General features: G+C 69.2%; 12 protein-coding genes. 5 read left to right on the top strand and 7 right to left on the bottom strand.

From position 1 onward, the window contains the following. Positions 1-15: 15 nt before the first annotated feature. Complete coding sequence (locus tag ACLD0W_RS06210; protein WP_410306608.1) at positions 16-1,191, top strand: DcaP family trimeric outer membrane transporter; 1,176 nt, start codon at positions 16-18, stop codon at positions 1,189-1,191. On the opposite strand, the gene ACLD0W_RS06205 is transcribed toward ACLD0W_RS06210, so the two are convergent. After that, positions 1,181-2,119: a LysR family transcriptional regulator gene (locus tag ACLD0W_RS06205; RefSeq protein ID WP_410306607.1), complete on the bottom strand. Its 939-nt coding sequence runs from the start codon at positions 2,117-2,119 to the stop codon at positions 1,181-1,183. The genes ACLD0W_RS06210 and ACLD0W_RS06205 overlap by 11 nt on opposite strands. A gap of 109 nt (positions 2,120-2,228) precedes the next feature. Between ACLD0W_RS06205 and ACLD0W_RS06200 the strand changes: the two genes are divergently transcribed. Continuing rightward, complete coding sequence (locus ACLD0W_RS06200; RefSeq protein WP_410306606.1) at positions 2,229-3,407, top strand: YbfB/YjiJ family MFS transporter; 1,179 nt, start codon at positions 2,229-2,231, stop codon at positions 3,405-3,407. Between the two features lie 71 nt (positions 3,408-3,478). Continuing rightward, positions 3,479-5,092 carry a glucan biosynthesis protein gene (locus tag ACLD0W_RS06195; protein WP_410306605.1) on the top strand — a complete coding sequence of 538 codons (1,614 nt, stop codon included), beginning with the start codon at positions 3,479-3,481 and terminating at the stop codon, positions 5,090-5,092. Between the two features lie 9 nt (positions 5,093-5,101). Here ACLD0W_RS06195 and ACLD0W_RS06190 read toward each other — a convergent pair whose 3' ends face one another. Further along, positions 5,102-5,746, bottom strand: coding sequence for a response regulator (locus ACLD0W_RS06190; protein WP_410306604.1), 645 nt, complete (start codon positions 5,744-5,746; stop codon positions 5,102-5,104). Positions 5,747-5,904: 158 nt separating this feature from the next. Here ACLD0W_RS06190 and ACLD0W_RS06185 point away from each other — a divergent pair, with 158 nt between their 5' ends. Then, complete coding sequence (locus ACLD0W_RS06185) at positions 5,905-8,010, top strand: sensor histidine kinase (protein ID WP_410306603.1); 2,106 nt, start codon at positions 5,905-5,907, stop codon at positions 8,008-8,010. 4 nt (positions 8,011-8,014) lie between these two features. Here ACLD0W_RS06185 and ACLD0W_RS06180 read toward each other — a convergent pair whose 3' ends face one another. From ACLD0W_RS06180 to moaB, 5 genes are all read right to left on the bottom strand, one after another. Next, positions 8,015-8,983: an NAD(P)H-dependent flavin oxidoreductase gene (locus tag ACLD0W_RS06180; RefSeq protein WP_410306602.1), complete on the bottom strand. Its 969-nt coding sequence runs from the start codon at positions 8,981-8,983 to the stop codon at positions 8,015-8,017. Positions 8,984-9,146: 163 nt separating this feature from the next. Then, positions 9,147-9,779, bottom strand: coding sequence for a TetR/AcrR family transcriptional regulator (locus ACLD0W_RS06175; protein ID WP_410306601.1), 633 nt, complete (start codon positions 9,777-9,779; stop codon positions 9,147-9,149). A 6-nt stretch (positions 9,780-9,785) separates the two neighbouring features. After that, on the bottom strand, positions 9,786-10,556 hold the full coding sequence (locus ACLD0W_RS06170; RefSeq protein WP_410306600.1) for an SDR family oxidoreductase: 771 nt from the start codon (positions 10,554-10,556) through the stop codon (positions 9,786-9,788). 33 nt (positions 10,557-10,589) lie between these two features. After that, a complete protein-coding gene (gene glp, locus ACLD0W_RS06165) occupies positions 10,590-11,810 on the bottom strand; it encodes a gephyrin-like molybdotransferase Glp (RefSeq protein ID WP_410306599.1) in 1,221 nt (406 codons plus the stop codon). A gap of 2 nt (positions 11,811-11,812) precedes the next feature. Then, positions 11,813-12,331 (bottom strand): molybdenum cofactor biosynthesis protein B, encoded by a 519-nt coding sequence (moaB, locus tag ACLD0W_RS06160; RefSeq protein WP_204426526.1) that lies wholly within the window; start codon positions 12,329-12,331, stop codon positions 11,813-11,815. A gap of 164 nt (positions 12,332-12,495) precedes the next feature. Here moaB and ACLD0W_RS06155 point away from each other — a divergent pair, with 164 nt between their 5' ends. After that, on the top strand, positions 12,496-13,875 hold the full coding sequence (locus ACLD0W_RS06155) for a cytochrome P450 (RefSeq protein ID WP_410306598.1): 1,380 nt from the start codon (positions 12,496-12,498) through the stop codon (positions 13,873-13,875). Positions 13,876-13,908 lie beyond the last annotated feature (33 nt).

Genomic DNA, 13,908 nt, shown 5'->3' with positions numbered 1-13,908 from the left:
CTCCGAGAGGAACGTATGAAAATCATAACCTCCAAGCGTATTTCCGCTCTTTCCCTGGGCACCGTGTTCGCGGTGCTGACCTGTTCCGCCCAGGCGGTCGGCTTCAAGGCCGGCGAAACCGACCTGGAACTGTACGGCTATGCCAAACTCGATGTGATCTATGATCTCGACGCGGACCTGGGCAATGCGATTCTGCGCAATCGGATCCCGCTGGACGACGACCCCGGCGCCGACGGCCATCTCACCATGCACGCCTTCGAAAGCCGGCTGGGTTTCACCACCGCCACCATGGTGGACGGGGACGTACTGCGCACGGTGATCGAAACCGATTTCTATGGCGGCGGCGGCTTCGCCGACGGCGGTGGCGAGCTGCGTCTGCGTCATGCCTACGGCGAGTGGAAGGGCCTGCTGGCCGGTCAGACCTGGACCAACTTCGGCAATGTGCTGAGCCTCTACGAGACCATCGACTTCAACCGGGACCTGGGCCAGGGCGGCGGCCGCCAGGCGCAGATCCGCTACACCACCGGCCCGTTCTCGTTCTCCGCGGAAGACCCGAAAGGCACCGGCACCGGCCACGCCGGAGGCGAAGTGATCGCCGAGGACACCAATCAATTCCGTTTCCCGGATCTCACCGCCCGCTACCAGGGCAGCGCCGGGCCGGTGCAGTTCGCCACCGCCGCGCTGGTGCGTTTCCTGGAATACGACGCGGACGGCGAAACCGTCAGCAACAGCGCCTGGAGCGACGACTCCGCCACCGGCTGGGGGGTAATGGCCGAGGCCCGCGCCCGGCTCACCGACACCCTGACCCTGCGCGGCTCGGTGACCCACGGTGACGGCATCGGCGGCTATCTGTACCTGAGCCCGGCGGCGCCCGGCTACGTCAGCAGCAGCGGCAAGCTGGAAACCATCGAAGGCACCGGCGGCGGCGTCAGCCTCAGCGCCAAGACCGGTCCGGGCCTGCTAACCCTGGCCTACGGCGTGGCCCGGGCCGACGTGGACGACGCCTATCGGGACGGCGCCATCGCCGGCACCGCCGACGAGCGCTACACCAGCACCACGCTCAACTACCTGTGGTCCACGACAAAGTACCTGACCTACGGCGTGGAAGCGGGCTATCACACCCGCGAGCAGGTGGACGGTCGCGACGGCGACGCGGTGCGTCTGCAGGGCATGGTGCGCTTCAACTTCTGAGCCCCTGGATCACCGACGGACCACGGGCCGACACCGGCGTCGGCCCGAGGTCCGTCGGTCCGGCGTCTTCCGGCACCGGCAGGCTCTCCATGAACACTTCCAGCGCCCGGCTCCAGCTGGCCGGCGGCGGCGTGGCCACCACCGTGGTGACCTGACCCAGAGCGTCCGGCAACGGCAGGGTGTGCAGGTCGAAACGCTGCCGGTACTGCGCCACCGTGGAGGCCGGTAGCACCGCCAGCCCCATGCCGGCACTGACGCAGCCGACGATGGCGTCGAGACTGCCGAATTCGTGGATGCGCGGCGCCGGCACCCGCCGTTCCGCCAGCAACAGTTCAATGGTGCGCCGGTAGCCGCAGCCCTGGCGGAAGGCCAGAAACGGCGTGCGCAGCAGTTCCGCGTGCGTCGGCATGGCCGGCAGGGGCCGGGCGCTGACCAGCACCAGCCGCTCCCGGAACACCGGTCGCAGGGCCAGCTCCTCGCCGACGTCCTCGGCGGCCACGAAGGCCGCATCCAATTGGCCGGCGCGCATCGCCTCGATCAATTCGCCGCTGGTGCCGGTGCGCAGGTGCACCGCCAGCTGCGGCCAGCGCCGGCTGAGGGCGGTCAACAGGCCGGGCAGGTGCACCGCCGCGGTGGTTTCCATACTGCCCAGGCGCAGCTCGCCGAGCGGTTCGCCGTCCGGCCGGAAGCGGGCCAGGGCGTCGTCGTGCAGTTCCACGATGCGGCTGGCGTAGGCCAGCAACTGGCGGCCCGCCGGCGTCGCCACCACCGGATTGCGCCGGTCCAGCAGGTGCGCGCCGAGCTCGCCTTCCAGCTTCTTGATGTGCGCGGTGACATTGGACTGCACCGTGTGCAGCCGCTCGGCGGCGGCGCTGAAGCTGCCGGTTTCCACCACGGCGCGGAAGATTTCCAGGGAACGGATCAACATGGGGCGCCTCTTCACCGTTTGAGATACACCCCATCTTAAAAAATCATTTCCAGTGATAGAAGGGCTCTGGTTAACTGGCGCCTTTCAGCCTTGCCGCCGGAGCCCGACGATGTCCTCCCAATCCGCCGTTCCCTCCCCCGTCCGTCTGGTGGCCATGGCCGCCTCCGCGACCCTGGTGGGCATCGGCCTGGGCCGTTTCGCCTACGCGGCGCTGTTGCCCGGGGTGATCCAGCGCGGCTGGCTGAGCGAGGCGGACGCCGGCTATGTGGGCGCCGCCAACCTGCTCGGCTATCTGGTGGGCGCGGTGCTGGCCGGCCGTGTCGGCCGGCGCTGGGGGGCCACCCCGGTGATCCGCCTGTCGGCGCTGCTGGTGGCGGTGGGTTTCGCCGCCAGCGCCTGGCCCGGACCGGTGTGGTGGTTCAGCCTTTGGCGGTTCGTGGCCGGGGTCACCGGGGCCTTGCTGATGGTGCTGGCGCCGTCGCTGATCGCCGGCCATCTGCCGGAATCCATGCGCAAAAGGGGCACCACCTGGATCTTCACCGGCGTCGGCGTGGGGGTGCTGTTCTCCGCCACCCTGGTGCCGTTGCTGATCGACAGCGGCCTGATGCTGGCCTGGCTGGGGCTGGCCCTGGCCTGTCTGCCGCCGATCTGGGTGCTGTGGCGACGCTGGCCGCCGGTGGCCGCCGCCAATCCCCATGACCAGGGCCCCGGCCGTGGCGCCGGCCTGCTGCTGGGGGTGGTTTACGTGGCCTACCTGCTGGACGCGGTGGGCTTCGTGCCGCACACCGTGTTCTGGGTGGACTACCTGGAGCGCCAGCGCGGCTTCAGCCATTGGGCCGGCGCCCTGCAATGGGCGGTGTTCGCGGTGGGCGCGGTGTCCGGGCCGTTCCTGGCCGGCGCCCTGGCCCGGCGGCTGGGCTGGCACCGCACCCTGATCACCGCCCTGACCCTGAAGGGCACCGGCGTGCTGTTGCCCATGCTGGTGCCCGGCCTGGCGGCGGTGACCGCCTCCTCGTTTCTGGTCGGCGCCATGATCCCGACCATGGTGTCCGGCGTCATGGGGCGCACCGCCGAGCTGGTACCGCCGCGCCTGGCCACCCAGGCCTGGGGCCGCGCCACCGCCCTGTTCGCGGTGGGCCAGGCGATCGCCGCCTATGCGCTGGCGGCGCTCTATGCCCGCCCCGGCGGCGGCCCGCTGATCTTTCAGATCGGCGGCGTGGTGCTGCTGGCGGCGGCGCTGCTGATGGCCCTGTCCGGGGTGGCGGCACGGCGCGCCGAGGGCCGCTGAAAGCCGGGCGTTTTTCCCGGTGGTTTTCCCGTAGAATCCGGTCAACGACCACACGGAATGCGGAGAACGCCATGGATCGACGTGCCCTTCTCAAGGCCCTGGGACTACTGGGCGGCGCCCTGCTGCTGACCCCCGGGCGCCTGCCCGCCGCACCGCCCGGCGCCGGGCCGGCGCGCCACGGGGAGCCGTTCAGCTACGCCGCCCTCAAGGGCATGGCCCGGCACTTCGCCGGGCGCCCCTATCACGCCCACGAAAAGACCCTGCCCAAGGCGATCCAGGCGCTCACCTGGGACCATTACCAGGCGATTCGCTACCGCCCGGACCATGCCCTGTGGGCGGATCTGCCGGGGGCTGACTTCCAGGTGCAGTTCTTCCATATGGGGCTGAATTTCACCACCCCGGTGAAAATCCACGAGGTGATCGACGGCGAGGCCCACCCGGTCCCCTACCGCACCGATCAGTTCGATTTCAGCGGCACCGGCGTGGACGCCGGCCAGCTCCCCGAAGGGTTGGGCTTCGCCGGCTTCCGCCTGCTGCATCACAGTGACTGGAAGCGGGATGTGGCGGCGTTTCTCGGCGCCAGCTATTTCCGAGCCACCGGCGCGTCGCGGCAGTTCGGCCTGTCCGCCCGCGGGCTGGCGGTGAACACCGCCCTGCCGGAGCCGGAGGAGTTTCCGGAGTTCACCCATTTCTGGTTCGAGCGCACCGACCACCCGGACCGGGTACTGGTCTATGCCTTCCTGGATTCCCCCAGCGTCACCGGCGCCTACCGGTTCACCATCGAGCGGGTGGACGGCGACGTGATCATGGACGTGGACGCCGCCCTTTACCCCCGCCAGCCCATCGAGCGGCTGGGGGTGGCGCCGCTCACCAGCATGTACCAGATCGGCGAGAACAGCCGCCGGGTGGCCTGGGACTGGCGCCCGGAGATCCACGATTCCGACGGCCTGGCCCTGCACACCGGTGGCGGCGAATGGCTGTGGCGGCCGCTGGTCAATCCACCGCAGTTGCGCTTCAACAGCTACAGCGACAACAACCCGCGCGGCTTCGGCCTGCTGCAGCGGGACCAGGATTTCGACCATTACCAGGACGACGGCGTGTTCTACGAGCGACGCCCGAGCCTGTGGGTGGAGCCGCGCGGCGATTGGGGCAAGGGCGCGGTGCAGCTGGTGGAAATTCCCACCCTGGACGAAACCTTCGACAACATCGTGGCGTTCTGGAAACCGGACCAGCCGGTGCAGCCGGGCCAGGAATACCTGTTCGCCTACCGTCTGTCCTGGACCGGCCAACCGCCACGCCCGTCCCTGGCCCGCTGCGTGGCCACCCGCACCGGCCTGGGCGGGGTAATCGGCCAGGTCCGGGAGTACTTCAGCTGGCGCTTCGTGGTGGATTTCCGTGGCGGGCCGCTGTCCGACGGCGGCCTGCCCGACGACGTGGAGGTGGTGCCGGTGATCGACGCCAGCGCCGGCCGGGTGGAAGTGACCTCGGCCCGGCCCCTGCATCAGATCGACGGCTACCGGGCCATGTTCGATGTGGTGCCGCCGGAGGACGATCTGACGCCGATCAACCTGCGCCTGTTCCTCAAGCGCAAGGACAACGGCGAGCCGCTCACCGAAACCTGGATCTATCAGTGGTCGCCACCGCCCCTGGACCAGCGCGACCTGCGCAACCCCGGGCATCTCTAGCGCCGGCTCTCAGGACGGGTTGACCAGCCCCAGGTTGACCGCCTTGAGGGCCGCCTCGGCGCGGCTGTTCACCTGCAGCTTCTGGTAGATGTCCTTCAGGTAGCCGGCGGCGGTGTGGTGGGAAATATTCAGCTGGCGGGCGGCGTGCTTCACGCTCAGCCCCTTGGCGATCAGGGTCAGCAGATCGGTTTCCCGGGGCGTCAGCGGCGTCTCGGCCGGACCCGGCTGCGATCGGAACTGGTGCAGCAGCCGCCGGGCGATGGACGAGGACAGCGGCGGGCGGCCGTCAAGAATGCCGGTAAGCTGGCGGGTGAATTCCGCTTCGGTGTCGTCCTTGAGCAAGTAGCCGTCGGCGCCGGCGCGCAGGCAGCCGAACAGATGCTCGGCGTCGTCGAAGATGGTGGTGACGATGCACGGCGCCTGGGGGTGCGCGCTTTTGAAGCCACGGATCAGATCGGCCCCGTCGCCGTCCGGCAACCCCAGATCGAGCAGCAGCAGATCGTAACGATACTCGCCAAGCGAACGACGGGCGCCGGCCAGGTCACCGGCGTGGTCGATCCGCTGGGGCGCCAGGGCGCTCTGCAGGCAGGCGCGCAGCCACAGGGCCACGTCCGGCAGATCCTCGACGATCAACACATGGTGCGGGCGGTTCATGGCGTGCGCTCCGGCGACACAAACAGAACGAACTTCATCAGGAAGCCATTCCCCTGCTTTGTTATTCATGGATACTGCGGCTATAGATACTACAGCCGGAGCGGCAAGGGGACCCCTTAAACGCGGGGTCGCGACACCGGGGGCGGGGAGCGACGGGGATGTTTTCATTACGGGCGAGAATCATTGCCGGCCTGCTGGCGGTGGCGGCCTACGGCCTGCTGGCCCTGGGCGTGGCGCTGTCATTACCGCAAGGGTCGCTGACGTTCCAGCAGGACGGCGAGCGGCTGCGCGCCGATGACGGCCAGGGCGGCGTGTTCACGGTGGTGGCCTTCGACGTGGGCGGCGATCGGCTGCCGGCGGACCCGCTGCTGGCGGTGGAAGAGCCGGACGTGCTGCCGGACTACGCCGCCATGGAGGCGCTGTTCCAGAACCACCAGCGGCTGTACCAGGCGCTGCGCGACGGTCGGCTGGTGGCGCTCGGCGACGGCGGCCAGCGCCTGCCGGTGACGCCGCTGGAGCGGGGGCTGACCGACCTGCCCGGCCTGTTCTGGCTGCAGCTGTTGTGCGGCCTAGCGGGCATGGTGATCTGTCTGCTGGTGTGGATTCCGGGCCAGCGCGAGGTGGCGATTCATGCCTTCGCCCTGACCGGGCTCAGCTATGTGCTGTTCTCATCGGCGGCGGCGATCTACAGCACCCGGGCGCTGTTCATTCCCGGCGATCTGTTCGCGCTGCTGTCCGGGCTCAATCACGTGGGCGCGCTGCTGTTTTCCGCCTCCCTGGGCGCCTTCCTCTGGAATTACCCGCGCCGGGCACCCTCGGCCCGGGTGGCCGGGGCCTTTTACGGCGCCTTCCTGGTGGCCATCGTTATTGATCAGGGCCGCCTGACCGCCTCGCCGGTGACCGGCTTCCATCTGTGGGTGATGGGCATCTTCCTGATCGGCCTGGCCGGCGCCGGCTGGCAATGGTGGCGCACCCGGGGCCGGCCCCTGGAGCGGGCCGCCCTGCGCTGGGTGGTGATCTCGATCGTCGCCGGCACCGCCTTTTTCGCCGGCGGCATGATTCTGCCGGCGATCAAGCAATCCGCCCAGGCGTCCTCCCAGGGGCTGCTGTTCACCACCTTTCTGCTGATGTACGCGGGCATGGCCCTGGGCGTGGTGCGCTATCGGCTGTTCGATCTGGAACGCTGGTGGTTCTCGCTGTGGGCCTGGCTGCTGGGCGGCATCGTGGTGATGCTCACGGACCTGGTGCTGGCTTCGCTGTTGAGCCTGTCCGGCCCGGCCACCCTGAGCCTGTCCCTGGCGCTGGTGGGCTGGTGCTATTTCCCGCTGCGTCAGTATGTGTGGGGGCGCCTGTTCGCGCGCCGCGAGCCGGGCCTGGACGCCTGGCTGGCGCGGGCCCTGCCGGCCATGCTGCGGGCCCGTCACGAACGGCTGGACGACTCCGGCGTGGAGGACGCCCTGCGGGCGGTGTTCCGGCCCCTGTCCCTGGAAAGCGAAACCGCGCAAAAGGGATCGCCGGCCGCCGCTGAATTGGCCGACAACGGCGCCGCCCTACGGGTCCCCGACCCCGCCGGCGACCGGGTGCATGTGCTGCGTCATCCCCAGGAGGGCGCGCGCCTGTTCACCCGCCAGGACGTGGACATCGCCGGCCTGGTGCTGTCCCTGCACGAACTGGTGAACCGGTCGCAGACCGCCCGGGCGGAGGGCGCCAGCGAGGAACGCAATCGCATTCGCCAGGACATCCACGACGACCTGGGCGCCAAGCTGCTGCATCTGCTGCACGCCGGCGCCGAGGAATACCGGCCGCTGGTGCGCGATGCCATTCGTGACCTGCGCGATCTGCTGCAGAACATGGAGGGCCGCGCGGTGCGGCTGGACGCCGCCGCCGCCCAGTGGCGGGAGGAAACCGGCCGGCGCTGCGAGGACCACGGGGTGGAACTGCACTGGCACCAGGTGCTGCCCGCCGTGACCCTGGACGCCGACCAGTACAGCGAGCTGACCCGCATCGTCCGCGAGGCGGTCAGCAACGCGCTGCGCCACGCCCGGGCGTCCACGCTGGAGGTGTCCCTGACCAGCGAGCAAGAAGGCATTGTGATCGTGATCGTCAACGACGGTCTGGCGGACAGCGGCGACGGGGCCGTGGGGCGGGGTCTGATGATCATGGCCAATCGCGCCCGCAAGCTGGGCGGCGAGTGCCAGTACGGCAGCGAGGGGGACCGCTGGCGCGTGCGCCTGCACGCGCCGCTGGTCCGTTATTCCGCCTGAGCGGTCAGCTTCGAGCGCACAGCGCCTCTTTGGCGGCGGCGTATTCCCGCGCCAGCCGCGCCACGTGCTCGCCGGCGGGCAGGATGTCGTCGACCACGCCGATGCCCTGGCCGCAGCCCCAGATGTCTTTCCAGGCCTTGGACTTGCTGCTGCTGCCGGAGCCGAAGTTCATCTTCGAGGGGTCGCTCTCCGGCAGGTTGGCCGGGTCCATGCCCGCATTGACGATGGACGGCGCCAGATAGTTGCCGTGCACGCCGGTGAAGAGGTTGCTGTAAACGATGTCCGACGCCTTGCTGTCGACGATCATCTGCTTATAGCCCTCCACCGCGTTGGCTTCCTTGGAGGCGATGAACATGGAGCCGATGTAGGCCAGATCCGCGCCCATGGCCTGGGCCGCCAGCACCGAGGCGCCGCTGGCGATGGAGCCGGACAGGGCGATGGGGCCGTCGAACCACTGGCGCAGTTCCTGGATCAGCGCGAACGGCGACAGCTGGCCGGCGTGGCCACCGGCACCGGCGGCCACGGCGATCAGGCCGTCGGCGCCCTTCTCGATGGCCTTGCGGCCGAAGCGGTCGTTGATCACGTCGTGCATCACCAGGCCACCCCAGCCGTGCACCGCCTGGTTCAGGTCCTCGCGGGCGCCCAGGGAGGTGATGACCATGGGCACCTTGTACTTCTCGCACAGGGCCAGGTCTTCCTCCAGACGGTCATTGGTTTTATGCACGATCTGGTTGACCGCGAACGGCGCGGACGGGGTGTCCGGGTTGTCCCGGTCCCAGGCGGCCAGTTCCTCGGTGATACGGGCCAGCCACTCGTCCAGTTGCGACACCGGCCGCGCGTTCAGCGACGGGAAGGAGCCGACGATGCCGGCCTTGCACTGGGCGATCACCAGGTCCGGGTTGGAAATAATGAACAGCGGGGAGGCGATCACCGGCAAGCGCAGCCGGTCCGCCAAATGCGCGGGTAAAGCCATGTCGGACTCTCTCCAGGGGTCATGGGTCCAATAATTTACGGCGTATACTTTATGCCGGCGAGGGGCGCTCGACAACCCCCTTGGTGGCGGGGAGGTTTCGCGACTGAAGTCGCTCCTACGGGGGCCCTGATCGGTCGTAGGAGCGACCGGGCGGCGCTCCGCTTCAGTCGCGATCCCCCTCGTCCCAATAGGGCGGCAGCACGCCCATGCCGGCGAACAAGGTGCGCATGGTGGTCTGGCGCAGAAACTCCACGTCCACGCCGCGCCCCAGGGCGCCGGTCTGCTCCAGCACCACGGTGCCGTGCAGGGTGGCCCAGAACATGTAACCGATCAGTTTGGCGTCGCCACGTACCAGGCCGGCGTCGATCATTTCCTGCACGTAGCCGGCCATGGTCTCGTTGGCCCGGGCGTGGGCCTTGACCAGTTCCGGGTAGCGTTCCTCGTCGGCCTGGGTGTGCTCGAACAGCAACTGATAGGTGTCCGGAAAGCGATGGGCGAAATCCAGGTAGGCGACGCCCGCCGCCCGGGCCTTGGCGCGGGCATCGCCGGCGGCGCGCACCGCCTGCTCCAGGTTCTCGGCGAATTGATTGAAGGCGGCGGCGCGCACCAGCGCCAGGATCTCGTCCTTGTCGCGGAAATAGCGGTACGGGGTCATCGGGCTGACGCCCATCTCGGCGGCGATCTGGCGCATGGTCACGTTGTCCGGCCCCCGCTCCAGGAACAGCCGGGTGGCGGCGTCGCGCACCCGTTCGCGGAATGCCGCCACCTCGCGGTCGGTCTTCGGTTTCTTGGCCACGGGCGCTCAGCCGCGCCCGATAAAGGGCATGCGGGTGGCCATGATGGTCATGAACTGGACGTTGGCGTCCAGCGGCAGGGCCGCCATCTGTACCACCGCCTCGGCCACATGGGCCACGTCCATGCGGTCCTCCACCAGAATCTCGCCGTTGGCCTGGGGAATGCCGCGCTTCATCGGTTCGGTCATTTCGGTGGCGGCGTTGCCGATGTCGATCTGCCCGCAGGCGATGTGATAGCGGCGGCCGTCCAGGGAGGTGGCCTTGGTGAGGCCGGTCATGGCGTGCTTGGTGGCGGTGTAGGGCGCTGAATTGGGACGCGGCGACTGGGCGGAGATGGAGCCGTTGTTGATGATGCGCCCGCCCATGGGATCCTGGGCCTTCATGATCCGGAACGCCGCCTGGGTGCAGTAGAAGGCGCCGGACAGATTGACGTCCACCACCCGGCGCCACTGGTCCGGCGTCAGGTCTTCCAGGGGCACCGGCGGCGCGCCGGTGCCGGCGTTGTTGAACAGCAGATCGAGCCGGCCGAAGGCCGCCCGGGTCCGTTCGAACAGGGCGTCCACCTGGTCCGGGTCGCCCACGTCGGTGGGCACCGCCAGGGCCTGATCCGGCCCCAGGCCGGCCTCGGCCAGCACCCGCTCCAGGCGGGCGCCGTCGCGGCCGGCGAACGCCACCCGATAGCCCGCCGCCACCAGCGCCAGGGCGCTGGCCTTGCCGATGCCGGTGCCGGCCCCGGTGACGATGGCCACCTTGCCGTGGCGGGGAGAGTCTTGCTGCATGGGTTCAGCCTCTTAGTGTGATGGCGCCGACCGTCAGGCCAGCAAATCCGCGAACGCGTAATAGTCCAGCGGGTCACCGGCGGCCACGGTGGCGTCCACCGGCACCACCGCCAGACCCTCCGCCCACACCGCCGAGCTGAGCATGCCGGAGCTCTGGTTGGGGTGCCGTTGCAGCCACGCCTGCCCGTCCCGCTCCACCCGGCGCACGCGCAGGTACTCCTGGCGCGGTCCGGGCCGCGCCACGGTGAAGTCCGACGGCAGCCGCTGGGGCACCGGCAGCACCGGTTCCGCGCCCAGGCAACGGCGCAGGTAAGGCAGCACCAGGGTCAGGTAGCACACCAGCACCGCCGAAGGGTTACCGGGCAGCCCGAAGAACGGCAGGCCGCCGTCGCCGAGCCGGCCGAAGGTGAACGGCTTGCCGGGCTTGATCGCCAGGCGCCAGAAATCCAGCTCGCCCCGTTCCTCCAGGGCGGCGCGCAGGTGGTCTTCCTCGCCCACCGACACGCCGCCGCTGGCCAGCACCAGGTCCGGCGGGTCCGCCAGCAGGGCGTCCAACTGCTCGCGGGTGCGGGCACGGTCGTCGGGCAACCACAGGGCGGTGACGTCGGTGAAGCCGCTTTGCGCCAGCAGCGCACTCATCAGCGGGCCGTTGCTGTTGTAGATCTTGCCCGGCCCCGCCGGCGTGCCGGGGGGCACCAGTTCGTCGCCGCTGCTGATCACCGTGACCCGCAGGCGACGCACCGGCAAGGTGGCCACCCCCACCGAGGCGGCCAGCCCGATGGCCATGGGCGTGATCCGCGCGCCGGCTTCCAGCACCACCTCGCCCTGCCGGGAGTCCTGCCCGGCGGGGCGAATGTTCTGCCCGGCCTGTACCCCCTCGGCGGCGGGGGGCGTCACCGTGCCGTCGCCGAACACGCAGTCTTCCTGCATCAGCACGGTGTCGGCGCCGGCGGGCACCGGCGCGCCGGTGAAAATCCGCGCCGCGCCGCCGGGGGCCAGTTCCCCCGGCGGGTCACCGGCGGGCACCCGCAGGGTGATCGGCAGGCTCACCGTGCCGTCGCCCAGATCCGCCCGGCGCACGGCGATGCCGTCCACTGCGGAATTGTCGTGGGGCGGCACCGTGACCCGGGCCGCCACCGGCGCCGCCAGCCAGCCACCCAGGGCCCGTTCCAGCGGTTCCTCCACCACTCGGCCCAGGGGCCGGGCGGTGGCCAGCAGCCGTTGGCGGGCCTCGTCCACGGGCATCAGCGTCATGATCAGGCTCCGCGGCTGACCAGGCCCGCGAAGTTGCACGGGCGGGTGCGGCTGTCGAGCTGGTTGGCGATGATCTTGTCCCAGCCGGTGGCGCAGGCGTTGTTGGAGCCCGGCAGGCAGAAGATCAGGGTGCCGTTGGCGACCCCGGCCAGGCAGCGGGACTGGATGGTGGACGGGCCGATTTCGTCCAGGCTGACCTGGCGGAACAGTTCGCCGAAGCCTTCCACGTGCTTGTCGAACAGCACGCCCAGAGCCTCCGGCGTGCTGTCGCGGCCGGAGAAGCCGGTGCCGCCGGTGACCAGCACCACCTGCACCGCCGGGTCGGCGATCCACGCCGACACCACCCGGCGCAGCTGGTAGATGTCGTCGCGCACCAGGTCCCGGGCCACCACGTTATGGCCGGCACCGGTGGCGCGCTCGGCGAGCAGATCGCCGGAGGTGTCGTTGTCCGTGGTGCGGGTGTCGCTGACGGTAAGAACCGCCAGCGCCAGCGGTTGGAAGTCGGTGTCGTGGTGAGCCATGGGTACTTTCCTTAACGAAGGACCTGATCAACGGGACCGCCGATGGTACCAGCGCCCTTACCCGACCGCACAGCACCGTTTGACCGCTGCCGACAGAGGCTGGCGAACGGCGCCGGCCGGCGGGTATGTTGCCGGGCTATACAGGCTGTTTATCGGAGTACGCCATGACCACCCTGGAAGAGGCCCAAAGCCGGGCCGCGCGCCTGCCGCGCCTGCCCCAGCGCAAACTCGACCACATCCCCGGCGACTACGGCTGGCCGCTGTTCGGCCAGACCCTGGCGTTCCTGCGCGACTATCAGGGTCTGGTGCGGCGGCAGGCGCAACGCTACGGGCCGGTGCACCGGGGCAGCATCCTGTTCCAGCGCGGCGTCACCCTGCTGGGCCCGGAGGCCAACGAGTTCGTGCTGCGCGACCAGGCCCATGTGTTTTCCAGCCGCGCAGCCTGGAATCCGATTCTGGAGCGGCTGTTCACCGACGGGCTGATGCTGCGCGACTTCGCCGACCACAAGTTCCACCGCCGCATCATGCAGCAGGCGTTCAAGAAGCCGGCGCTGGCCAGCTATCTGGCGCGCATGAATCCCCATATCCAGGCGGGCCTGGGGGATTGGCCGGTGGGCGATACCTTCACTTTCTTCGACCGCATCAAGGCGCTGCTGCTGGACGTGGGGGCGCAGATCTTTTTCGGCCTGGACATGGGGCCGGAGGCGGACCGGGTGAACCGCTCCTTTATCGATGCGGCGGACGCCTCCCTGGCGGTGTTGCGGGTGCCGGTGCCGGGCACCCTGTGGCATCGCGGGCTGAGCGGGCGCCGCTATCTGGAGCGCTTCGTCACCGACCTGATTCCGGAGAAACGCCGGGCGGCCACGCCGGATTTCTTCAGCCAGCTTTGCCAGGCGGCGGCGGAGGAAGGCGGCCTGACCGACCAGGACGTGGCCAACCATATGATCTTCCTGCTGTTCGCCGCCCACGACACCACCACCAGCACGCTGTGCTCGCTGATCTATCTGCTGTGCCGGCACCCGGAGTGGCAAGCGCGGCTGAGTGCCGAGATGGAGCGGGTGGCGGCCACCCTGGAGGACGGCGAGGCACTGGGCTATGAGCATCTGGAGGCCATGGTCGAGACCGGCTGGGTGTTCCGCGAGACCCTGCGCATGCGGCCGGCGCTGACCACCTTTCCACGGCGTACGGTGGAGGACGTGGACTTTCAAGGTTACCGGATTCCGCGCAATACGCTGGTCAATCTGTCGCCGTTGTTCACCCATTACATGCCGGAGTACTGGAGCGAGCCGGAGCGGTTCGATCCGGAGCGTTTCAGTGAGGGGCGCGCCGAGCACAAGGGCCATCATTTCCAGTGGATTCCGTTCGGGGGCGGGCAGCATAAGTGTTTGGGGCTGAATTTCGCGGAGATTCAGGCGAAGGCGTTTCTGTTCCATTTCCTGCGGCGGTATCGGGTGTCGGTGCGGGAGGGGTATGAGATGCCGGTGCAGTTGGTGCCGTTGGCGATGCCGAAGGATGGGTTGCCGGTGCGGATTGAGCTGCGGTAGGTAAGTTTCTCTCCAGCTGGGGCGCGGAGCTGT

Source organism: Alloalcanivorax sp. C16-1 (genome assembly GCF_046507805.1).
Classification (GTDB): domain Bacteria; phylum Pseudomonadota; class Gammaproteobacteria; order Pseudomonadales; family Alcanivoracaceae; genus Alloalcanivorax.
The sequence above is the reverse complement of the archived record's forward strand: the minus strand, read 5'-3'. Positions and strand labels throughout refer to the sequence as shown.

Bases quoted from the DNA above. Each gene is read 5' to 3' on its own strand.
- ACLD0W_RS06210 (WP_410306608.1), top strand. From the start codon at position 16: ATGAAAATCATAACCTCCAAGCGTATTTCCGCTCTTTCCCTGGGCACC.
- ACLD0W_RS06205 (WP_410306607.1), bottom strand. From the start codon at position 2,119: ATGTTGATCCGTTCCCTGGAAATCTTCCGCGCCGTGGTGGAAACCGGC.
- ACLD0W_RS06200 (WP_410306606.1), top strand. From the start codon at position 2,229: ATGTCCTCCCAATCCGCCGTTCCCTCCCCCGTCCGTCTGGTGGCCATG.
- ACLD0W_RS06195 (WP_410306605.1), top strand. From the start codon at position 3,479: ATGGATCGACGTGCCCTTCTCAAGGCCCTGGGACTACTGGGCGGCGCC.
- ACLD0W_RS06190 (WP_410306604.1), bottom strand. From the start codon at position 5,746: ATGAACCGCCCGCACCATGTGTTGATCGTCGAGGATCTGCCGGACGTG.
- ACLD0W_RS06185 (WP_410306603.1), top strand. From the start codon at position 5,905: ATGTTTTCATTACGGGCGAGAATCATTGCCGGCCTGCTGGCGGTGGCG.
- ACLD0W_RS06180 (WP_410306602.1), bottom strand. From the start codon at position 8,983: ATGGCTTTACCCGCGCATTTGGCGGACCGGCTGCGCTTGCCGGTGATC.
- ACLD0W_RS06170 (WP_410306600.1), bottom strand. From the start codon at position 10,556: ATGCAGCAAGACTCTCCCCGCCACGGCAAGGTGGCCATCGTCACCGGG.
- glp (WP_410306599.1), bottom strand. From the start codon at position 11,810: ATGACGCTGATGCCCGTGGACGAGGCCCGCCAACGGCTGCTGGCCACC.
- moaB (WP_204426526.1), bottom strand. From the start codon at position 12,331: ATGGCTCACCACGACACCGACTTCCAACCGCTGGCGCTGGCGGTTCTT.
- ACLD0W_RS06155 (WP_410306598.1), top strand. From the start codon at position 12,496: ATGACCACCCTGGAAGAGGCCCAAAGCCGGGCCGCGCGCCTGCCGCGC.